This is a genomic window from Sphingomonas aliaeris, assembly GCF_016743815.1.
Taxonomy (GTDB): Bacteria; Pseudomonadota; Alphaproteobacteria; order Sphingomonadales; family Sphingomonadaceae; genus Sphingomonas; species Sphingomonas aliaeris.
The window spans coordinates 3,796,937-3,818,064 of record NZ_CP061035.1; the positions used below are offsets into that span (position 1 = coordinate 3,796,937).

At 64.2% G+C, this 21,128-nt stretch carries 25 protein-coding genes; 11 read left to right on the plus strand and 14 right to left on the minus strand.

Annotated elements, in window-relative coordinates; translation table 11 throughout:
* Positions 1-105: 105 nt before the first annotated feature.
* Entirely contained in the window at positions 106-1,695 is a 1,590-nt protein-coding gene (nadB, locus tag H5J25_RS18030) for an L-aspartate oxidase (RefSeq protein WP_202093452.1), read from the minus strand.
* Positions 1,696-1,848: 153 nt separating this feature from the next.
* Between nadB and H5J25_RS18035 the strand changes: the two genes are divergently transcribed.
* Positions 1,849-2,019, plus strand: coding sequence for a hypothetical protein (locus H5J25_RS18035; RefSeq protein WP_202093454.1), 171 nt, complete (start codon positions 1,849-1,851; stop codon positions 2,017-2,019).
* Between the two features lie 24 nt (positions 2,020-2,043).
* Here the strand turns inward: H5J25_RS18035 and H5J25_RS18040 are convergent, their stop codons facing one another.
* Positions 2,044-2,967, minus strand: coding sequence for an ABC transporter ATP-binding protein (locus H5J25_RS18040; protein ID WP_202093456.1), 924 nt, complete (start codon positions 2,965-2,967; stop codon positions 2,044-2,046).
* Positions 2,968-3,063: 96 nt separating this feature from the next.
* Here H5J25_RS18040 and H5J25_RS18045 point away from each other — a divergent pair, with 96 nt between their 5' ends.
* The 3 genes from H5J25_RS18045 (at position 3,064) to tldD (ending at position 5,264) form a co-directional block, all read left to right on the plus strand.
* On the plus strand, positions 3,064-3,297 hold the full coding sequence (locus H5J25_RS18045) for a zinc-finger domain-containing protein (RefSeq protein ID WP_202093458.1): 234 nt from the start codon (positions 3,064-3,066) through the stop codon (positions 3,295-3,297).
* Between the two features lie 68 nt (positions 3,298-3,365).
* Positions 3,366-3,776 (plus strand): DUF3224 domain-containing protein, encoded by a 411-nt coding sequence (locus H5J25_RS18050; protein WP_202093459.1) that lies wholly within the window; start codon positions 3,366-3,368, stop codon positions 3,774-3,776.
* A gap of 57 nt (positions 3,777-3,833) precedes the next feature.
* On the plus strand, positions 3,834-5,264 hold the full coding sequence (gene tldD, locus H5J25_RS18055) for a metalloprotease TldD (RefSeq protein ID WP_202093461.1): 1,431 nt from the start codon (positions 3,834-3,836) through the stop codon (positions 5,262-5,264).
* A gap of 50 nt (positions 5,265-5,314) precedes the next feature.
* On the opposite strand, the gene H5J25_RS18060 is transcribed toward tldD, so the two are convergent.
* Positions 5,315-5,536: a hypothetical protein gene (locus H5J25_RS18060; RefSeq protein WP_202093463.1), complete on the minus strand. Its 222-nt coding sequence runs from the start codon at positions 5,534-5,536 to the stop codon at positions 5,315-5,317.
* A gap of 131 nt (positions 5,537-5,667) precedes the next feature.
* On the opposite strand from H5J25_RS18060, the gene H5J25_RS18065 reads away from it, so the two are divergent.
* From H5J25_RS18065 to H5J25_RS18075, 3 genes are all read left to right on the plus strand, one after another.
* The gene (locus H5J25_RS18065) at positions 5,668-5,871 is read left to right on the plus strand and encodes a putative signal transducing protein (protein WP_202096481.1); all 204 of its coding nucleotides are present in this window, start codon (positions 5,668-5,670) and stop codon (positions 5,869-5,871) included.
* Positions 5,872-6,024: 153 nt separating this feature from the next.
* The gene (locus H5J25_RS18070) at positions 6,025-6,363 is read left to right on the plus strand and encodes a P-II family nitrogen regulator (protein WP_202093465.1); all 339 of its coding nucleotides are present in this window, start codon (positions 6,025-6,027) and stop codon (positions 6,361-6,363) included.
* A 26-nt stretch (positions 6,364-6,389) separates the two neighbouring features.
* Positions 6,390-7,832 carry an ammonium transporter gene (locus H5J25_RS18075; protein WP_202093467.1) on the plus strand — a complete coding sequence of 481 codons (1,443 nt, stop codon included), beginning with the start codon at positions 6,390-6,392 and terminating at the stop codon, positions 7,830-7,832.
* A 127-nt stretch (positions 7,833-7,959) separates the two neighbouring features.
* Here H5J25_RS18075 and H5J25_RS18080 read toward each other — a convergent pair whose 3' ends face one another.
* From H5J25_RS18080 to H5J25_RS18115, 8 genes are all read right to left on the minus strand, one after another.
* Complete coding sequence (locus H5J25_RS18080; RefSeq protein ID WP_202093469.1) at positions 7,960-8,130, minus strand: hypothetical protein; 171 nt, start codon at positions 8,128-8,130, stop codon at positions 7,960-7,962.
* Between the two features lie 127 nt (positions 8,131-8,257).
* Positions 8,258-9,838 (minus strand): GMC family oxidoreductase, encoded by a 1,581-nt coding sequence (locus H5J25_RS18085; RefSeq protein WP_202093471.1) that lies wholly within the window; start codon positions 9,836-9,838, stop codon positions 8,258-8,260.
* On the minus strand, positions 9,772-10,749 hold the full coding sequence (locus H5J25_RS18090) for a sterol desaturase family protein (protein WP_404829555.1): 978 nt from the start codon (positions 10,747-10,749) through the stop codon (positions 9,772-9,774). The genes H5J25_RS18085 and H5J25_RS18090 overlap by 67 nt, the downstream gene beginning before the upstream one ends.
* 12 nt (positions 10,750-10,761) lie before the next feature.
* On the minus strand, positions 10,762-11,151 hold the full coding sequence (locus H5J25_RS18095; protein ID WP_202093473.1) for a hypothetical protein: 390 nt from the start codon (positions 11,149-11,151) through the stop codon (positions 10,762-10,764).
* 11 nt (positions 11,152-11,162) lie between these two features.
* Positions 11,163-11,597: a TIGR01244 family sulfur transferase gene (locus tag H5J25_RS18100; RefSeq protein ID WP_202093484.1), complete on the minus strand. Its 435-nt coding sequence runs from the start codon at positions 11,595-11,597 to the stop codon at positions 11,163-11,165.
* 238 nt (positions 11,598-11,835) lie between these two features.
* Positions 11,836-13,614, minus strand: coding sequence for a DNA helicase RecQ (recQ, locus tag H5J25_RS18105; protein ID WP_202093486.1), 1,779 nt, complete (start codon positions 13,612-13,614; stop codon positions 11,836-11,838).
* A gap of 55 nt (positions 13,615-13,669) precedes the next feature.
* Positions 13,670-14,227: a hypothetical protein gene (locus H5J25_RS18110; protein ID WP_202093488.1), complete on the minus strand. Its 558-nt coding sequence runs from the start codon at positions 14,225-14,227 to the stop codon at positions 13,670-13,672.
* A gap of 3 nt (positions 14,228-14,230) precedes the next feature.
* On the minus strand, positions 14,231-14,809 hold the full coding sequence (locus H5J25_RS18115) for a ComF family protein (protein WP_202093490.1): 579 nt from the start codon (positions 14,807-14,809) through the stop codon (positions 14,231-14,233).
* Positions 14,810-14,940: 131 nt separating this feature from the next.
* Between H5J25_RS18115 and H5J25_RS18120 the strand changes: the two genes are divergently transcribed.
* Positions 14,941-15,213 carry a GNAT family N-acetyltransferase gene (locus H5J25_RS18120; RefSeq protein WP_202093492.1) on the plus strand — a complete coding sequence of 91 codons (273 nt, stop codon included), beginning with the start codon at positions 14,941-14,943 and terminating at the stop codon, positions 15,211-15,213.
* A gap of 39 nt (positions 15,214-15,252) precedes the next feature.
* Here the strand turns inward: H5J25_RS18120 and H5J25_RS18125 are convergent, their stop codons facing one another.
* Both H5J25_RS18125 and H5J25_RS18130 read right to left on the minus strand, forming a co-directional pair.
* Positions 15,253-17,367 carry a M3 family metallopeptidase gene (locus H5J25_RS18125; protein WP_202093494.1) on the minus strand — a complete coding sequence of 705 codons (2,115 nt, stop codon included), beginning with the start codon at positions 17,365-17,367 and terminating at the stop codon, positions 15,253-15,255.
* Between the two features lie 103 nt (positions 17,368-17,470).
* A complete protein-coding gene (locus tag H5J25_RS18130; RefSeq protein ID WP_202093496.1) occupies positions 17,471-19,285 on the minus strand; it encodes an ABCB family ABC transporter ATP-binding protein/permease in 1,815 nt (604 codons plus the stop codon).
* Positions 19,286-19,391: 106 nt separating this feature from the next.
* On the opposite strand from H5J25_RS18130, the gene H5J25_RS18135 reads away from it, so the two are divergent.
* On the plus strand, positions 19,392-19,622 hold the full coding sequence (locus tag H5J25_RS18135; RefSeq protein WP_202093497.1) for a hypothetical protein: 231 nt from the start codon (positions 19,392-19,394) through the stop codon (positions 19,620-19,622).
* 205 nt (positions 19,623-19,827) lie between these two features.
* Positions 19,828-20,274, plus strand: coding sequence for a hypothetical protein (locus tag H5J25_RS18140; RefSeq protein WP_202093498.1), 447 nt, complete (start codon positions 19,828-19,830; stop codon positions 20,272-20,274).
* Here the strand turns inward: H5J25_RS18140 and H5J25_RS18145 are convergent.
* Complete coding sequence (locus H5J25_RS18145; RefSeq protein WP_202093499.1) at positions 20,263-20,487, minus strand: hypothetical protein; 225 nt, start codon at positions 20,485-20,487, stop codon at positions 20,263-20,265. The two genes, H5J25_RS18140 and H5J25_RS18145, sit on opposite strands and share 12 nt — an antisense overlap.
* Positions 20,488-20,689: 202 nt before the next feature.
* On the opposite strand from H5J25_RS18145, the gene H5J25_RS18150 reads away from it, so the two are divergent.
* A complete protein-coding gene (locus tag H5J25_RS18150; protein WP_202093500.1) occupies positions 20,690-21,082 on the plus strand; it encodes an EF-hand domain-containing protein in 393 nt (130 codons plus the stop codon).
* Positions 21,083-21,128 lie beyond the last annotated feature (46 nt).

Consider the following 21,128-nt stretch of genomic DNA (forward strand, 5'->3'; position numbering starts at 1 on the left):
GCGGAGGAGAGTTGCCAAAAAATAGCTATCTGACAAGTCTGCGGTGAATAGGACATGACCTGCGGCGGAACGAGTCGAGGTTACCGCCCGACCGCCGCCCGGCGATTACGGGACGAGAACCGTGTCCACCGGTTCCGGCAGCGTCGTGGGATAATCCAGCGTGTAGTGCAGCCCGCGGCTTTCATGCCGGTGCAGCGCGCTGCGCACGATCAGCTCCGCCGTCTGCAACAGGTTGCGCAGTTCGATCAGGTCGGGCGTGACGCGGAAATGGCCGTAATAGTCGTTCACTTCCTCGGTCAGCAGGCGGATGCGGTGTTGCGCGCGTTCCAGCCGCTTGGTCGTCCGCACGATCCCGACATAATTCCACATGAAGCGCCGGATCTCGGTCCAGTTCTGCTTGATCACCACCTCCTCGTCCGAATTCTCGACGCGGCTTTCGTCCCACGGCCGGATCTGCGGCGGCGGGGGCAGGTCGTCCCAGCACGCCGCGATATGTTTCGCGGCGCTTTCCCCGAACACGAAGCATTCCAGCAGCGAATTGGACGCGAGGCGGTTGGCGCCGTGCAGCCCGCTCTCGCTGCATTCCCCCGCCGCATACAGGCCGGGCAGGTCGGTCTTGCCATGCAGGTCGATGACGATCCCGCCGCACGTATAATGTTGTGCCGGGACGACCGGGATCGGTTCCTTCGTCATGTCGATGCCGAGTCCGAGCAGCTTTTCATGGATCGTCGGGAAATGGTGCGTGATGAAGTCCGCGCCCATGTGACTGATGTCGAGATGGACGTAATCCAGCCCCAGCCGCTTGATTTCATGGTCGATCGCGCGCGCCACTACGTCGCGCGGCGCCAGTTCGGCGCGCTCGTCGAAGTCGGGCATGAAGCGATAGCCTGTTTCGGGGATCAGCAACCGCCCGCCTTCACCGCGAACCGCCTCGGTGATCAGGAAATTCTTGACCTCCAGATTGTACAGGCAGGTCGGGTGGAACTGCATCATCTCCATGTTCGACACACGGCATCCCGCGCGCCACGCCATCGCGATGCCGTCCCCCGTCGCCCCGCGCGGCGCGGTGGAGAACAGGTACGTCCGCCCCGCCCCGCCCGTTGCCAATATCGTCGCGCGCGCGGTATACAGTTCCACCCCGCCGGTCGCGCGGTTGACGGCATAGACGCCCCACACATTGCCCGCGCCCGAATAGCGCTGCTCATGCCGGCTGGTGGCAAGGTCGATCGCGACCCGGTCCGGCACCAGCGTGATGTTCGGATGCGCAGTGGCGGCATTCTGCAACGCTTCCTGCACCGCCCATCCGGTCGCGTCGTCGACATGGACGATGCGGCGATGCGAATGACCCCCCTCGCGCGTTAGGTGGCGCGTATCGCCTTCCATGTTGAACGGCACGCCCAGTTCGGCCAGCCGCTCGATCGCCGCCGGCGCGCTCTCGACCACGAACTCGACGGTTGCACGGTCGTTCAGTCCCGCGCCCGCGATCATCGTATCCTCGATATGGCTGTCGAACGTGTCGCCCGGCTCCAGCACCGCGGCGATCCCGCCCTGTGCCCAGGCGGTCGATCCTTCGTTCAACTGTCCCTTCGCCAGCACCGTGACCTTGAAACGATCGGCCAGGTTCAGCGCCGCGGTCAATCCGGCGGCGCCCGAACCGATGATCAGCACGTCGCTCTGGTGCCCGCTATCCGCCAATGATCGTCTCCTTCGTGGGTCGCCGCCTTAGAGGCGCAACCGTCCGCCATGACAAGACGAACGGGTGAAAATCCGACGGCGACCGAATGTTAACAGCCGATGCGACGAACGGAGGAACGCCGGGACGGGCCTCTGCATTTGCCGGGGGTGACTATGAGACAGAAACCGACCCGTGCGCAGGATCGCGCCGCACGGCTGCACCGCGAAGCGCTGAATTGCCTGGCGATCGCGGTGAAGGAAGAGGAAGTCGATCACACCGCGCAGCTGATCGACGAGGCGCTGAAACTCGCCAAGAGATCGCGGGAATTGAGCGGAGTGGAATAAGGCCAGTATCGAAGGACTGAAGCCTCAGGCGTTCGCCGCCCGCGTCAAGTTCAGGAACACGTCCTCCAGGTCGGCCTCGCGCGTCGATACGTCCACGATGCCGTACCCGTCGGCCTGTACCGCGCCCAGTACTTCCCCGGCATTCACCTTGTCCTTCGAATAGGTGATCGCCAGCGTGCGCATGCCCTTCAGTTCGATCTTCTGGAAACAGGCGTTTTGCGGCGTGACCGCGACGTCGCGATCGACCGTCACCTCGACCAGTTTCTCCGTCGCCATGCCGACCAGCTCGCGCGTCGGCTTGTTGGCGATCAGCTTGCCCTGGTTGATGATCGCGATGCGGTCGCACAATTGCTCGGCTTCCTCGAGATAATGCGTCGTCAGCACCACCGTCACGCCCTGATCGTTGAGCTGGCGAACATAGGCCCATAATTGCTGGCGCAGTTCGATGTCGACGCCTGCGGTCGGCTCGTCCAGCACCAGCACAGGCGGCGAATGCACCATCGCCTTGGCCACCATCAGCCGACGCTTCATCCCGCCCGAAAGTGTGCGCGCATAGGCGTTGGCCTTGTCCTCCAGATGCACCGCGCGCAGCAATTCCATCGACCGGCGCTGCCGCTTGGGCACACCGTACAGACCCGCCTGTATTTCCAGCGTTTCGATCGGGGTGAAGAATGGATCGAACAGGATTTCCTGATTGACGATCCCGATCGATGCCTTGGCGTTGCGCGGGTGCGCATCCACGTCGAAGCCCCAGATCTCGGCGCTGCCTCCAGTCTTGTTCACCAGGCCGGCCAGGATATTGATCAGCGTGGATTTCCCCGCGCCATTCGGCCCAAGCAGCCCGAAGATCGTGCCGCGCGGCACCTCGAACGACACGTCGTCCAGCGCGCGCTTGCCGCCCTTGTAGGTCTTGCACAGATTGGCGATCGCGATGGCGGCTTCGGTCATGCATCGGCGATAGGCCCCCGCGCCGTGCGCCTCAACCCCTCTCCCGGCAAGGCGGAAGCAATTGTGCGGTGCGTTTTCGGCTGCTATTCCCCGCGCATGATCGCACCGCCCGAAATCCTCCGCGTCTCCCACAAGCGTAACGCCTGCGATGGCGCGACCGATATCGCCGGGGGCGCGACGCTCGGCCATCCGCGCGTCTTCCTCGAAATCGACGAGAGCGGCTATGTAGATTGCGGCTATTGCGACCGGCGATTCGTGTTGATCGGTGGCCCTGCGGACGGTGCCAACCAGGCCAAGTTGCACGATCACGGGGACGGCGCAGGCCTGTGAGGCGCGCTGCGGCGCTCTTACTGCCGTTCGTCCTGCTTGCTGCTGCGCCCGCTCCCGAAGGAATGACGATGAAGCACGCCACCGGCACGTTCGAGGTTAAGATGACGCCCGAGGCGCAGGCGCCGGCTTCCGACGACGGCCTGCCGACCAGCCGGCTGGGTATCGCTAAGACGTTCAGCGGCGATCTGACGGGAACCGCGACGGGCACGATGCTCGCGGCGGGCGAGCCCAAACCGGGGTTACCCGCAGGCTATGTCGCGATCGATCAGGTCCATGGCACGCTGGAAGGACGTACCGGCGGTTTCCTCATGCTCCATCGCGGCACGATCGATCCGGCGGGTAAGGCAGACCTCAGCGTCATCATCTCGCCGGGAAGCGGTACCGGTGCGCTGGCCGGGATAGCGGGCACCTTCTCGATCGAAATGAAAGAGGGCAAGCACTTCTACGATCTCGCCTACACCCTGCCGGCCAAATCCTGACCTTGTGACTTGTCACGCCCCATTTACGGCGGCACCCGTCACTCCTATCTTGATGGGATGACAGCGACATCAGATCCCCGCGCCTTCCTGTATCATGACGGTCAGCTCGACCCTGCGGAGGCGCAGCGCCTTACCGCGCAGGTGCTGGGCAAGGCCGATGACGGCGAGCTTTACCTCCAGTACCGCAAGTCCGAGGCGTTCGGCTTCGACGACGGACGGCTGAAGACGGCCAGCTACGATACGCAGTCCGGCTTCGGCCTTCGCGCCGTTTCTGGCGAGACGACCGCGTTCGCCCATGCCAACGAACTGTCCGCGGCCGCGATCCTGCGCGCGGGCGAGACGATGGCCCTTATCGATCCCGCGACCGGTGCGAAGGCCGGTCCGCCGCAGGGAACGAACCGCCACCTCTACACTGATGCCGATCCGCTTGATCTCGTGCCGTTCGCCGACAAGGTGAATCTGTGTCAGACGATCGACGCTGCGGCGCGGGCACGCGATCCGCGCGTGGCGCAGGTTTCGGTCTCGCTGATGGGATCGTGGAGCGTGGTCGAGATCGTTCGCCCAGACGGCTTCGTCGCCACCGACATCCGCCCCCTCGTTCGCCTCAACGTATCGATCGTCGTCGAACGCGACGGACGGCGCGAAACGGGCAGTTTCGGGATCGGCGGTCGCTACCTCTATCACGATCTGATGCAGCCCGAGACGTGGAACCGCGCGATCGACGAAGCACTGGCCCAGGCTGTCGTCAATCTCGACTCGGTCGCCGCGCCGGCTGGCGAGATGACCGTCCTGCTCGGCCCGGGCTGGCCCGGCATCCTTCTGCACGAGGCGATCGGCCACGGGCTAGAGGGCGATTTCAATCGCAAGGGCACGTCTGCATTCTCCGGCCGGATCGGCGAGCGAGTCGCGGCGCCGGGCGTCACCGTGGTGGATGACGGGTCGATCGCAGACCGTCGCGGCTCGCTGAGCATCGACGACGAAGGCACGCCGACGCAGGAGAATATCCTGATCGAGGACGGTATCCTGAAGGGCTATATCCACGATCGCCTGAACGCGCGGCTTATGGGCGTCGCGCCAACCGGCAACGGGCGCCGCGAAAGTTTCCAGCACGCGCCGATGCCACGCATGACCAACACCTTCATGCGCGGCGGTCGCGACGATCCAGCGGAACTGCTGTCCCGCGTCAAGAATGGTATCTTCGCCAAGAGCTTCGGCGGCGGTCAGGTGGATATCGTCTCGGGCAAGTTCGTGTTCAGCTGCACCGAGGCCTACAAGATCGAGAATGGCCGGCTCGGTGCGCCGATCAAGGGTGCGACGTTGATCGGCGACGGGCCGAGCGCACTGACGAAGGTGATCGGGATCGGCAACGATTTCGCGCTGGATGAAGGCGTCGGCATGTGCGGCAAGGGCGGACAGAGCGTCCCGGCCGGCGTCGGTCAGCCGACTATTCTCATGAGCGGACTGACCGTTGGGGGTACTGCCGTCTAACGGACGGGGCGGCGGTCAGGCGGTCACCGAATAGGTGGTCGCCTTCTCCGCTACCTCGTGACGCACGACGCCAGGCGCGTAGGATATGACGCGTGGCGCTTTTTTCCCCTGTTCTTCGGCCGCGGTCGCGACCGGGGGGCGGGCACGTCGCTTGTCTCGGACGGCCGGGCGGGATCGATATCCTTCTTTGCCAGTTCGACTTCGGCACCAGTCAGGCAGGCATAGCCCTTGACCACCACAGGCAGCGGGAAGGCGATGGGATCGATCGACATGGTACTTTCCCCTTTGTGGGAAGAGGGACGTTTCGATCGTGAAGGTCTCACATCGTCTTTGCCAAGGAATTGAAGCATCGCGTTACCGCAGCCGTAACGACTTTTACTGAAACGACTTGGGATCGACCGACATGAGCTTGACCGAACTCGGCCGATACAATCGCAATGAAGCGCACATCCTGATCGGACGCCTTGAATCGGAAGGCATTCCTGCGATCGCATTCGACGGTGAAACCAGCATTGGCGACGGGAGTTATCTGTTCATCCCCGTGCGCGTGATGGTCGACGAAGACGATCTCGAGATTGCCCGCAGGATTGTCGCCGACTCTGCCTGATTCTCGGGCAGATGTTCGCAACTGCACAAAATTTTACCTCTCGTTAAGCTTTTTAGGAGGCGTTTTCGCGGTCTCCGCGCCCGAATCCGCGTCGTTTCGACTCTGGCACGACGATTGCTGTGTAATCCCCGGGACAATCAGAAGGGGGCGTGCATGAAGCTCGTCATTGCCATCATCAAACCGTTCAAGCTGGACGAAGTGCGCGAGGCGCTGACGGAGATCGGCGTCGCGGGCATGACCGTGACGGAAGTGAAGGGCTTCGGTCGCCAGAAGGGCCAGACCGAAATCTATCGCGGTGCCGAATACAGCACGAACATGGTGCCGAAGATCAAGATCGAGATCGTCTGCGCCACCGATCTCGCGGCGCGCGTCGTCGAAACGGTTCAGGCCTCCGCCAACACCGGCGCGATCGGCGATGGCAAGATCTTCGTCCTCGATGTCGGGCAGGCGGTGCGGATCCGCACCGGCGAAACCGACAACACCGCGCTGTGAGCGCCCGAGACATTGTGGGGGTAACGATGGATTCCAAACTGAGACTGGCTGGAATATTGGGCGCGGGGGCGACGATGGTCGCCGCCATTCCCGCCTTTGCCAACACCGTCGCCGCTGCGGCCGATGCCGCGCCTGCGATCGCGGCGGTGGTGCCGACCGATGCGATGGTCAGCAAGGGTGACGTCGCGTGGATGCTGCTGTCGGCGGCCTTCGTGCTGATGATGTCGGTGCCGGGCCTCGCCTTGTTCTACGGCGGTCTGGTCCGCACGAAGAACATGCTGTCGATCCTGATGCAGGTGCTGACGATCGTCTGCGTCGCCGGGCTGGTCTGGTGCGCGTGGGGCTATTCGATGGCCTTCACCAATGGCGGCAGCCTCAATGCCTTTGTCGGCGGTTTTTCCAAGGTGATGCTGAAGGGCGTCGATGCGAACACCTTCGCGGCGACCTTCTCGAACGGCGTCTATTTGCCTGAAACCGTGTTCGTCGTCTTCCAGATGACCTTCGCGATGATCACCCCCGCGCTGATCGTCGGGGCCTTCGCCGAACGCGTGAAGTTCACGCCGCTGATCATCTTCGTCGTCGCCTGGCTGACGCTCGTCTACTTCCCGATGGCGCACATGGTCTGGTACTGGCCGGGCCCGGATTTCACCGCCGGCCTGCCCGACGATCACGGCTATCTCTGGGGCTTGGGCGCGCTCGACTTCGCCGGCGGGACCGTCGTGCACATCAATGCGGGCATCGCCGGGCTGGTCGGCTGCATCGTGATCGGCAAGCGCGTTGGGTATCAGACGGATCCCATGCCGCCGCATTCGCTGACAATGACGATGATCGGCGCGTCCCTGCTATGGGTCGGCTGGTTCGGTTTCAACGCCGGTTCCAACCTCGAAGCCAACAAGTTCGCCGCGCTCGCCTTCATCAACACGATGACGGCCACTGCCGCCGCCGGCGTGATGTGGGCGGTGATCGAACAGGTCGTCCACAAGAAGCCGTCGCTGCTGGGCGCAGCCTCGGGTGTCGTCGCCGGTCTGGTCGCGATCACCCCGGCCGCCGGTTTCGCCAACCCGATGACCTCGATCCTGCTTGGCGCCGTCGCTTCGATCGTCTGCTTCTTCTTCGTCACCACCGTGAAGAAGAAGTTCAAGTATGACGATACGCTGGACGTGTTCGGCATCCACTGCGTCGGCGGCATCATCGGTGCGCTCGGCACCGCGATCGTCGCCAACCCCGCTTATGGCGGACAGGGCTGGATGGACTTCACCGTCCTGCCGGCGGTTCCCGGCACGTACGACATGGGCGCGCAGATCCTGACCCAGGCGAAGGCCGTCGGGCTGACGCTGCTGCTCTCGGGTGGCGTCTCGGCGATCCTGTTCCTGATCCTGAAGCACACGATCGGGCTGCGTCCCTCCGTCGAGGTCGAGCAGGAAGGCCTCGACATCAACGAACACGGCGAACGCGCCTATAATTATTGACCTTATCGGGGCGCTGGCCAGCAGAGTCGGCGCCCCCACGATGTTCCTCCTGCGGACAACCTTAGGCCGGTGCGGCAACGCACCGGCCCTTTTTCGCGCAAAAAGGCGTGCGGTCCGCCCGGCAGGATCAGGCTGGCGGCTGTCCCGGATCGTCGGCGACCGTATCTTCGACCGGCCCTTCCGCCCGCCGCCGCTGCCAATATCGCGCCGCCAGCGTGGCACCGAGAATGTATCCTCCCGGCGCGAGCAGGATCACCGCCGCGAGTCCGGCCTTTTTGAGCGTATCGTTCTTATCCACGCGCCGACCGATAGCCGATCCACCCTGAACGCACCGTTGTTTTTACGGGACCCGGCCTTCACCACCCTATCCCGCACAGGCCGCGTCGAGCGCCGACAAACTACGCGCGCTCAACCCGGCCCCCGATCTACCCCAGATCCGCCGCGACGAAGTCCGCACACCTTTCCCCGATCATGATCGACGGCGCATTCGTGTTTCCCGAAACGAGCCGCGGCATGATCGACGCATCCGCCACGTACAGCCCCTCGACGCCACGCACGCGCAGCCGGGGATCGCACACTGCATCCTCGTCCGCCCCCATTCGCGCGGTCCCCACCGGGTGATAGATGGTGTCCGACCGTGCCCGGATCAGCGCATCCAGCGCAGCGTCATCGTCGATCGCGAACGGATACCGGTCGCGGGGCCGGTGCGAACTCAGCGGCGGCGTCTGGACGATGCGGTACATCGCCCGGATTCCCTGCTTCAGCAGTGTCATGTCGCGCGGATCGGTGAGGAAGGCGGGATCGATCAAAGGCGCGTCATGCGCGTCGGCGGATCGCAGCCGTACCGTCCCCCGGCTTTCCGGGCGCAAAACGCAGACGTGTACGCTGAAGCCGTGCGCCTTCACCTTGGTCCGCCCGTGATCCTCCAGCACCACTGGCACGAAATGCAGCTGGATATCGGGCGCTGGCGCATCGGCGCCGACCGTCAGGAACGCGCCCGCCTCGGCGAACGGCGTCGTCATCGTGCCGGTGCGCTTGCGGAACCACTCGATCACCGCACCCGCCATATGCAGCGTCCCCTTCAGCGACTGGCCGAGGAAGAAGTGCCCGTCCGTCTCGAACGCGCCGACATAATCGAGATGATCCTGCAGATCGGATCCCACCGCCGGCCGATCGACACGCACGTCGATACCGAGCTCCGCCAGATGCGCGCCCGGCCCGATCCCCGACAGCATCAACAGTTGCGGCGTGCCGAACACGCCGCCGGCCATCACCACCGCACGCCGCGCCTTGACGGTCCGCTCCTGCCCACCCTGCCGATACGCCACGCCGCTCGCGCGCCCGTCCTCGAACAGCACGCGTTCGGCGATCACATCCGTCCTGATGTCCAGATTGGCGCGTTTCGTGCTCAGATAGGCACGCCCCGCGCTCCACCGCTCGCCATTGTGCTGAGTCACCTGGAACATACCCGCCCCGTCCTGACGCGCGCCGTTGAAATCGTCACGGATCGGGATCTGCAGGTTGCGCGCCGCCTCGACGAATTCCAGCGATCCCGTATGAGGCGACGTCTGGTCCCCGACGCGCAGCGGGCCGGAATCGCCGTGATAATCGTCACCCCCGCGGGCATTGCATTCGGCGCGCTTGAACACGGGCAGCACGTCGTCATACGACCATCCGGTGCAGCCCAAAGCCGCCCAATTATCGTAATCCCATGCATTCCCGCGCAGATACAGCATCGCGTTGATCGCGCTCGATCCGCCCAGCCCACGCCCGCGCGGCTGGAAACCGGTTCGCCCGTTCAGCTCGGCCTGTGGCACGGTATCGAACCGCCAGTTGGTCTTGTCGGTCTGGAACGGGATGAAGCCGGGGACGCGCGTGCGATACCCCGTATTGGTGCCGCCCGCTTCCAGCAGGACGACCGAATAGCGTCCGTTCTCGCTCAGCCGGCCGGCGGCGGCGCTCCCGCCAGACCCTCCGCCGACGACGACGATATCGGCTTCTTCCATTGCGCATCCCCCCTCAGGGCCCGCTGTCTTGCGGCCCATTTTTCCTTGATGATTTCCGACGTGTCGCGGCTGCCGTCATGGCTCCACCCCGGCGGTTTGATCATATAGTTCAGCTTGGCACGAATGCCGGGCGCTGCCCACACATCCTTGGCGATGCCGATCCATTCGTGGAACGCGGCCCAGAACAGGTTGAAGCTGCCCAGATTGTGCACGATGCCGTAGCGCGGCCGATCGTCGTCGCGTTCGGGCGTGAAGGTGCCGAACATCCTGTCCCAGATGATGAAGACGCCGGCATAATTGGTGTCCAGATACCGCGCGTTGGTCGCATGGTGGACGCGGTGGTGCGACGGCGTGTTCATCACCGCCTCGAACCAGTGCGGACATTTGCCGACCGCCTCGGTATGGATCCAAAATTGATAGACCAGGTTGATCCCGGCGACGAACACCAGCATCGGCGGCGGGAACCCGATCAGCGCCAGCGGCAGCCGGAACAGGAATCCCAGGCTGATGAACCCGGTCCATGTCTGCCGCAGCGCGGTCGACAGGTTATAATGCTGGCTCGAATGGTGGATGACATGGCTCGCCCAGAACCAGCGGACCCGGTGCGCCATGCGGTGGAACACATAATAGGCGAAATCGTCGATCACGAAGGCGATGACGAACCAGTACCAGGCATATCCGATGTCGAAGATGCGGAACTGCCACACCCACATCGCCATCGCGAAGGCGATCCCCGCGGTCAGCCCGCCCGCGATCGTACTGCCCAGCCCCAGCGACAGCGACGTCAGTGTATCCTTCGGCTCGTAACGCGAGCGGTCTCGCACGCGCGCGACGATCATCTCTACCAGCACGAGCAGGACGAAACCCGGCACGGCATATTGGACGACGTCTGGCAGCTTCTGGGACATCATGGCCCCGATTGCTTACACCCTTGTCAGCGACGCTTCCAGTGCCCGCACATCGGCTTCCAATACGCCGAACAGCAGGACCCGCCCGAACAGGCGTTCCCCGGTCGCGACCTCGACGCCCTCGACGGCGGTGAACAGTTGCAGCGGTGGCAGCAGCCGCCGTGCCGCGACTTTGGCGCCGTGCCGCTTCAACACCGCGATCGTGCCGTTGCCCAGCACCAGGGCAGCATTGCCGTCCATGCCGACGATCGCCGCGCGTGCCTCGAACCCGGCGAGCATGTCCTCGGCCATCTCGCGTGCCCGGTCCGCATCCCCGATCCGCGCATCGCCCAGCCGCAGCATCCGCGCGACCCCGGCCAGCGCGAGGATCGCGAGCAGCGACCCGCCGATCTGCGTCCAGTCCACCGCGCGCCCGATTACCGGCCCGAGGCGAGCGCGTCGAGCATCGCGCGGATCCCGGTCAGATCGTATCCCGCCGCCGCCGCCTTCGCCATCAACGTATCGGGATGGTCGCCCATCTTCGCCCGCGCCAATGCCCACAGGTTGCAACTGCGCGTCCCCGACCGGCAATAGGCCAGCACCGGCCCGTCCGCCGCCTCCAGCACATCGACCATCGCGTCCAGTTGCGGGTGCGAGAAACCGGCATGCGTCACCGGAATCGCGGCATAAGACAGCCCCGCCGCCTCCGCCGCCGCGCGCACCGCGTCACCATCCGGCTGGCCGGATTCCTCGTCGTCGGGCCGGTTGTTGACGATCGCGGTAAAGCCCGCCGCCGCGATCTCAGCGACATCTTTGGGGGTGATTTGCGGTGCGACCGAGATCGTGTCGTCGATGTGGAGGATATTGGCCATGCGCCGGATCATACCGCCCCCATGCGGGATGGGAAAGCACCGATGGGCCACGCGCCGCCCCCCATTCGTTTCGAGCGAAGTCGAGAAAGCGGCCCACACGCCGGACCATGTTTCTCGACTTCGCTCGAACCGAACGGAGGGAGCGAGAATGCGGATCACAGGAAGGAAAGCCCCGCCCCCAAAGCCGTTCGCCCTGAGCTTGTCGAAGGGCCGGGTACAAACCCCCGACCCCAAAACCTCACCCTTCCCGGATCACCTCCAGAAACGCCTCGCCATAAGCCTCCAGCTTGCGCGCCCCGATCCCGCTGATCTCGCCTAGCGCGCGCAACGTCGACGGCCGGATCGTCGCCATGTCGCGCAGCACAGAATCGTGGAAGATCACGTATGGCGGCACGCTCGCCTCCGCCGCCAGCGTCCGCCGCCGTGCACGCAGCGCCTCGAACAAGGGATCGCCGGTTGGGTTCGCCGCCGTGCCCGCCGAACTGCCCCGCCCACGCGTCCGCCGCTCGCGCTTGGGCGGGACGATCAGCGACACCGTCTCATTCTCTTTCAGGATGGCCCGAGCGCCGGGACCGAATTCCAGCCCGCCGAAATCGTTCGCTCGCAGCGCATCGCGCAGCAGCAATGCGCGCGCCACCGGCTTGATCAGCGCCTGCTCCTCCGCCGACGGCGCGATGCCGAACACGCCCAGCGCCTCGTGCCCGTTCATCAGGCTGCGCTCGCTCGACACGCCGGTCAGCACCTGCTCGATATAACCGATGCCAAAGCTCTGCCCCGTGCGAAACACCGCGGAGAGGAATTTCCTCGCCACCTCCGTCGCGTCGATCGCGGCGGGCGGGTTCAGGCAATTGTCGCAATTCCCGCAATTTTCGGGCGCATCGTCGCCGAAATGCTTCAGCAGGATACGCCTTCGGCACCCCGGCGTCTCGACCAGCGCCCCCAGAGCGGTCAGCCGCGTCCGCTCGCCCGCCTGTCGCGCGGGTTCGACCTCGCCGATCCGCTGCCGCGCCTTGGCGAAATCCTCCGCGCCCCAGAACATATGCGCCACCGCCGGATCGCCGTCGCGCCCCGCGCGACCCGTCTCCTGATAATAGGCCTCGATCGATTTGGGCAGGCCGGCATGCGCGACGAAGCGGACGTCCGGCTTGTCGATCCCCATCCCGAACGCCACCGTGGCGCAGATCACCATGTCCTCGCTCGCGACGAAATCGGCCTGGTTGCGCGCGCGGACATGCGGATCGAGCCCGGCATGATAGGCGCGCGTCGGCCGACCGGTCTTCGCCAGCGCTTCCGCCATCTTTTCGGTGCCCGCGCGGCTCTGGACATAGACGATCCCCGCGCCCGGCGTCTCCGCGATCAGGTCGGTGATCTGGCGGGTCGTATTGTCCTTCGGGCTGATCCGGTACTGGATGTTCGGCCGGTCGAACCCGGCGACGATCATCCCCTCGCGCGGAATTCCCAGTTGGTCCAAGATGTCGGCGCGCGTATGCTCGTCCGCCGTCGCTGTCAGCGCGAGCCGCGGCACGTCCGGAAAATGGTCGAGCAACGGCCGCAGCAACCGGTAGTCGGGGCGGAAATCGTGCCCCCATTCCGACACGCAATGCGCCTCGTCGATCGCGAACAGCGCCAGCTTCGCCTGTGACAACAGGTCGCGGAACGCCCCGCCCGACGCCCGCTCCGGCGCGACGTACAACAGGTCCAGCTCGCCGCGCCGGAACCGCTTGATCGTCTCCATCTGGTCGATATCGACCGACGTCAGCGTTGCCGCCCGGATCCCGATCGCCGACGCCGCGCGCAACTGGTCGTGCATCAGCGCGATCAGCGGCGACACGACCACGCACGTCCCCTCCAGCGCGACCGAGGGTAGTTGATAACATAGCGACTTGCCCGCTCCGGTCGGCATCACCGCCAGCGTATTCTCCCCCGCCAGCACGCGGTGGACGACGTCCGCCTGCACCCCGCGAAACCCGGGGAAGCCGAAGGTGGATTGCAATACGGGCAGCGGGTCGACGGGCATCGGTGTCGCCTAACGTCTAGGCTACCCCCGTGTCGAGCGATCCCGCCGGCATCGATCAGATTGAAAGCGAGAATTGCTCGTTCGAAAGCGCTGCGATTTTCGCCTTGAGCCGGATCTTGTCCTCCGCCTTTTGACGCGCGTGGTCGGACATGTGCCCGATCAGGGTTTCAAGCCCGACCACATCCGAAACGGTGACGAATTTCTTGTTCTTGTTGATGAACACCACCGATTTCTTCTTCTGGCTAAGCAACTCGAGTACGTTGCTCAACGTGCCGGTGCTCTTCGTATCCCAGATCATCAGTCCGTAATCCGCCGCCATCGCCATCTCGATGTCCTTCGCCGTGAAGAAGGCACGCGTACCCGGCGCGGCGCTCGGGAAGACGTTGTGCGTTTCCCAGTCGCCGAGATTGTTGCGCGGCCGGTCTCCGCTGCAATACACCGTGACGAGTGTCGCGCCGGCGGAGTGCAGGCAGGCCTGAATCGAACTGTCGGCGCCGTCGGCATCACCGACGACGACGTTCCACCCCTTCTCGACGACATTGCGGATGCGCATCTCAATCAGCGGATTCAATCGACTGATGGCGATCGATCCCGCGATGAAGACGGTCTCCATGATCTATCTCCAGGTTACGGCAGCAGCGTAGATGCGGCCGATCTTTGGATAGGTCCGCAACGCGGCGCAAGCGGCTTCCATCGATGCGCCGGTGTGGAACAGATCGTCCAGCAGCAGGACGTCGTGCTTTGCATCGCCGGGTATCGCGTCCGTCACCGTGAACTGGCCCGCAAGTATCGCCGCCTTCTCGTCCTTCGAATTCAGGTTTTTCAATTGCGCAGTCGGCGCCTTGGTGAGCAACGTATCCGAAACCTTGGCGCCGACGATCTTGGCGAGCGCCCATGCCAATTCGCTGACCGGCTGCCTGTCGCGCGGGGTCGAGGCGGGCATCGGAACGATCAGGTCGATCCGATCGAACAACGGCCAGATATGGGTCGCGAGTTCCGCCGCGATCGGCGCGACCTGCTTCCAGTCGTTACGATATTTCAGTTGGTACAGCGCCTCGCCGGGCTTCGACCGAAGGGTATCGAATTTTGGGTGGCCATTCTCGTCGTCGCCAAGATAGGTGCTCGAAATCGTATGCTTGGACAACACGTAGCCGTCGTCCCAATTCCCGTTGATCGGCTGAATACCGAACTGCATCGCTCATCCCCTCGTCCGTTGAGGCTTGGGCGGGTGAGCCGGGCGAGGGTCGCGGGCAAGCAGGGTTACGGCCATTCCGGCGCAGTATCCGATACTGCCGAAATGGCGATTTGCATGCTAAAGGAGTCGTCATGACCGAACCGCACGACAATCCGGCCGAACATCGCTTCGAACTCGAACAGGATGGCGAAACCGCTTTCGCTGCCTATCGCGTCTCGGACGACACGATCACCTTCACGCACACGATCGTGCCCCCAGCGCTGGAGGGGCACGGCGTCGCCAGCCGCCTGATCGCCTACGCGCTGGGCGAGGCGCGCAGCCGCGGGATGAAGGTGGTGCCGCAATGCAGCTTCGTCGCCGCCTATATCCAGCGGCATCCCGAAACGCAGGATCTGCTCGCCTGATCCGGCCCCTCCTCCCGGTGGAGGAGGGGCCCTCTCGCTTTACTTGGCGGTCGGCACCGCGTTCAGCCCGAGATAGTCGAGCATCGGGCCGACATCTGGGTCCTTGCCGTAGAACGCCTTGAACATCGGGCCGTAATCCAGCGTATGCCCGCGCGACAGGATCAGGTCGCGGAACCGCTGGCCGTTGGCGCGGGTCAGTCCGCCATTGGCGACGAACCACGCATAGGCGTCGTGATCCAGCATCTGCGTCCAGGCATAGGCGTAATAACCCGCCGCATAGCCACCGCCCCAGATGTGCGAGAAATAGCTCGTTCGGTAGCGCGGGGGGACATAGGCCGTTTCCAGCCCCATGCTCGCCAGCGTCTTCGCCTCGAACGCATCGACATCCTGCTTCGGCGCGTCGGCGGGCAGTGCATGCCACGCCATGTCGAGCTGCGCCGCTTCCTGCGCCTCGCCCGTGCTGTACCCCTGGTTGAACGTCTGCGACCGCTTGATCTTGTCGACCAGATCCCGCGGCATCGGCGCGCCCGTCTTGTAGTTCACTGCATAATGCGACAGCACCTTGGGATCGAGCGCCCAATGTTCGTTGAACTGCGACGGGAATTCCACGAAATCGCGCGCCGTATTGGTCCCCGACAGCGACGGATAGACCTGATCCGCGAACAGGCCGTGCAACGCGTGCCCGAATTCGTGGAACATCGTCGTCACGTCGTCGAAGCTGATCAGCGCCGGGCTGCCCGCAGCAGGCTTGGTGAAGTTCGCGACGTTATAGATGACCGGCTTCGTTCCAAGCAGCTTGGACTGGCCGACGAAGTTCGACATCCATGCGCCGCCGGATTTGTTGTCGCGCTTCCAGTAATCGAAATACAGCAGCCCGATCGTCGTGCCGTTCGCTTCCGACACTTCGAACACGCGCACGTCCGGATGATAGACGGGCAGGTCCTTCCGCTCCTTGAAAGTGATGCCGTACAGCTGGTTCGCGGCGTAGAAGACGCCGTCGGTCAGCACCTTGTTGATCTCGAAATACGGCTTCAGCGCATCGCCATCCAGATCGTACTTCGCCTTGCGCACCTGCTCGGAATAGAAGTCCCAGTCCCATGGCTTCAGTTCGAACAATCCGCCTGTCGCCTTGATCTGCGCCTGCAATTCGGCTGCCTCGGCGCGCTGCTTCGCGGACAAGGCCGGGCCGAACTGCTTGAGAAAGCCCAACGCCGCAGCCGGGGTCTTCGCCATCTGGTCCTGCAGCGAATAGTCGGCATAGCTGGGGAAGCCGAGCAGCTTCGCCTTCTGCGCTCGCAATTGCGCCAGTTGCGCGATCGTCGCGCGCGTGTCGTTCGCATCACCCTGTTCGGTGCGCGTCCAGCTCTTGTTGAACAACGCCTCGCGCGTCGCCCGGTCGGTCAGCGATGCGAGCGCAGGCTGCTGCGTCGTATTCTGCAGCGGAAGCACGTATTTGCCCTTCAGGCCGCGATCTTCCGCCGCCTTTGCCGCCGCGGCGATCCCGTCCGCGCCCAGACCGTCCAGCTTCTTCGCATCATCGACCACGAGCGCGCCCGCCTTCGTGCCCGCGAGCAATTTCTGCTGGAATGCGGTCTGCAACGTCGAGATTTCGGTGTTCAGCGCGCGCAGCTTCGTCTGGTCGGCCGCGGACAATTGCGCACCGGCGCGGATGAAGCCCTGATACGTCACGGTCAGCAACTGCGCCTGTTCCGGCGTCAGCTTCAGCGTGGCGCGCTTGTCCTGTAACGCCTTGACCCGCGCGAACAGCTTCGGATTGAGTGAGATGGCATCGAAATGCTCGCTCAGCTTGGGCGTCATCTTCGTCTCGACGGCCTGCAGCGTGTCGTTGGTGTTGGCCTGCGCCAGCGCCCCGAACACCTGGCTCGTCCGGTCCAGCATCCGTCCCGATTTTTCCATCGCCGCGATCGTATTGTCGAACGTCGGCGCGGCAGGATTATTGGCGATCGCCTGAATCTCGGCGAGATGCTCCTTCATCCCCTGTTCGAACGCCGGGACATAATCGGCATCCTTGATCACACGGAAATCGGGGGCCTGATAGGGCAGATTGCTCGGCTTCGCGAACGGGTTCGCAGTCTGCGCGGTGGCCGGAAGGGCGATGACGATAGCGGTGGTGGCAAGCAGGCGGACGATCATGCAGTACGGTCCTCGATCAAAAGATATGTCGCCGCTTTTCAACGGCACCGGCTGAACGGCAAGTGAAATCAGCGCCGTATTTATATGGTGAAGACCGCGGATATCACTCCGCCGCCAGCACCCCGTCCTCGTCCGCCCGTTCCTGCGCCTGCCGGTTCCACATCTCGGCATACAGGCCGTTCCGGCGCAGCAACTGCGCGTGCGTGCCGCGCTCGACGACTTCGCCCGCCTCCAGCACGACGATCTCGTCCGCATGCACGATCGTCGACAGCCGGTGCGCGATGACGATCGTCGTGCGCCCGCGTTCGATATCCTCAAGCGTCGACTGGATCTCGCCCTCGGTACGGCTGTCCAAAGCGGACGTCGCCTCGTCCAGGATCAGGATCGGCGGATTCTTCAGCAGCGTCCGCGCGATCGCGACCCGCTGTTTCTCGCCGCCCGACAGCTTCAGCCCGCGTTCGCCGACGCGCGTATCATACCCGTCGCTCTGTCCTTCGATGAACGTGGATATCGCCGCCCCGCGCGCCGCACCCTCGATCTCGGCCCGCGTCGCACCCTCTCGCCCGTAAGCGATATTGTACCCGATCGTGTCGTTGAACAGCACGGTATCCTGCGGGACGATGCCGATCGCCGCGCGCAACGATGCCTGCGTCACCTGCGCGATGTCCTGCCCGTCGATCATGATGCGCCCGCCGGTCAGGTCGTAGAAGCGGTACATCAACCGCGCGAGCGTACTCTTCCCCGCCCCCGACGGCCCAACCACTGCCAGCGTGTGGCCGGCGGGGATGTCGAGGTCGATGCCCTTCAGGATCGTGCGATCCGCATCATATCCGAAGCGAACGTTCTCGAACCGCACATGACCCTTGCCCACCACCAATGCGGGCGCGGCCGGCGCGTCGGTCACTTCGCTCGGCGTATCGATCAGGTCGAACATGCTGCCCATGTCGATCACGCCCTGCCGGATCGTGCGATACACCATCCCCAGCAGATCCAGCGGCCGGAACAACTGCGCCAGCAGCGTCGACACCAGAACCACGTTGCCCGCGGTGAACTCGCCCCGGCTCCACCCCAGCACGATCAGCGCCATGCCGAACGCCATCATCACGTTGGTGATCAACGCCTGCCCGACGTTCAGCCAGGCGAGCGAATTCTCGCTCTTCACTGCCGCCCCGGCATAGGCCGCCATCGCGGCGTCGTAGCGCTTGGCCTCGCGCTCCTCCGCACCGAAATATTTTACCGTCTCGAAATTGAGCAGCGAATCCACCGCATGCGCGACCGCGCCCGTATCCAGGTCGTTCATCCGCGTGCGCAACGCCGCGCGCCAGTCCGTCACCCACCGCGTGAAGGCGATATAGACGACCACCATCACCAATGTGCCCGTCACCAGCCACCCGCCGAACTTCGTCGCGAAGATGCCGACCACCAGCGCCAATTCCAGGATCGTCGGCGCGATGTTGAACAGCAGGAAATACAGCATCGTATCGATGCTCTTCGTGCCACGCTCGACCACCTTGGTCACCGCACCCGTGCGTCGCTCCAGATGGAAACGCAGCGACAATTGATGCAGATGGCGGAACACGTTCGCCGCCAGCCGGCGCGTCGCATCCTGCCCGACGCGCTCGAATACCGCATTGCGCAGATTGTCGAACAGCACCGATCCGAACCGCGCCGCGCCATATCCGATCACCAGCGCCAGGATTAGCGTCGTCGCCGACCGGTCGCCTTTGACCATCCCGTCCACCGCGCCCTGCAAGGCGAAGGGGGCGCCGTAGACCTGCACCAGCTTCGACAGCACGACCAGCGACATAGCGCCGACGATCCGCAATCGCAGCGACGGCGCATCCTTCGGCCAAAGATAGGGCAGGAAGCGGCGCAGCGTCGGCAGCAACGGGCGCTCGGCGCTGGCAGGGTCGGTCATCGGGGGCACAGGCGATATGTAGGGTCGGTCAATCCCCCATGAAAGCGGTTGATGGAACAAGAAAGGCGCTTCGTCGATTTTGATACCCGTAAGCGGGAGACGAAATATGGAACCGTTGTTCTTCGTCATGGCGATCATGGGCTGTTCGGATGGCAATGCGGCCTGCGCCGAGGCACGCGTCGAAACCGCCCGATATGCCACGATGGCGCAATGCCGCGCGGCAATGCCCGCAGCGTTGATGCGCAACACCGATGTCGATTACCCGGTCGTCGCCGCCAATTGCCGCACCAGTGGCCAGTATACCGCACAGGCAAAGACCTCCAAGCGCGGCGCCTGATCGTCGGTCGTAGCGACGGGCCGCCTGCGATCCGGGACTGCCCGTTGGTCGCTGTGGAAAGGACTGCTATCCTACCACCGGGGCGCACGATGCGTCCGGGGCTTGAAGATCAGATGACCTTACCCTCACACGTTCCAGCTGGTCTTGTCGAAGCACCTGTCCGACCGCTCTACAGATCCGCAACAGACGATGCGGCATCGGTCTGATGCGCGAACCCCATCTTACTAAGGTACGCTGGATGCGCCGGGCGCTGGGCGTCATGTTGGGCACTATCGCGGCGATGCTCGTCATCTGGGCGATCGAACTGGTTGCACAGTGGCTCTACCCATTCCCTGACACGATCGAGACGGCGAACCGCGCGGATCTTTCCGCGGCGATGGACAGCATATCCACGACAGCCAAAGCAATCGTCGTGTCGGCGTGGTTCGCGGGTGCGTTCTGCGGTGCATGGCTCGCGCTCCGCGTCTGCGATTGGCCGTGGTCCGGCTGGATCGTCGTGCTGTTCCTGATCGCGGGCGGCATCGCCAATCTGATTGCCATTCCGCACCCCCTCTGGATGCAGGCCGCTACCGTCGTCGCGCCGCTCGCCGGCGGCTGGATCGCGCGCCGGGTGCATCACAAGCCGTATCGCGGCGAACCGTTACTCGGCTGACGGTGGCGGTTCGGCATCTCCGTCGCGCAGCATCGGCAAAGACCAGCGGATCTGGTCACGCAGCAACGCCTCCAGTTCCTCCGCCCCGGCCGCATGAGCCGCCGCGCGCTTGCGCAACAACGTCGCAAGCAAATTCGCGCGACTCTGCGGCTCGGCACGCGCCGCCCGACCCTTCGACAGGGCGCGGGACAGGCGCAGGGAAAGCATCGTCATGCCTCTGAGTCTTAGTGGCCCGGCACCCCCGCACTGCTAACGGACGTGGTTACCAACGCCTTGGGCATGACATGGCGATCGGGCCGTTGCCGACGCTCTATACGGAACGAGGGCAGTTTCGCCCAATCGACGGATCGAACTGCATCCGGAACGAACATCCGGGCTCGCCGTTCGGTTTTCCGTCTTCAGGAAAGGTCTTGTCATGCGCATTCTCGTCCTGCCCCTGCTGGCTTTGCCCGCGGTGATGCTGGCCGCCTGTTCGGATCAGGAGGCGAAGGGCGACGCGGTGGATTTCCGTCCGCCGACGAACCAGAATCGCGCGGATTTCGCCAGTACGCTGGGCTTGCGGTTCCATGCGATGGATGCCGATCGCAACGGCACGATCGAGCAGGGCGAACTCCGCGCAAACCGCGTCGCGCGGATCATGGCGATGGACGCGAACGGTGACGGTCACGTCGCGCTCGGCGAATATGAAGCGGCGCAACTCACGCGCTTCGATGCAGCCGATAAGGACAAGGACCGCGTGCTGAGCAGCGCGGAACGCGATGCTGCCGGCTGGGGCACCCGCAATCGCGCAACGACATCGACCAAGTGAAGTTATTGAAAGCGTTCCAAATGCGTCGCTGACGGTTGACGACGAG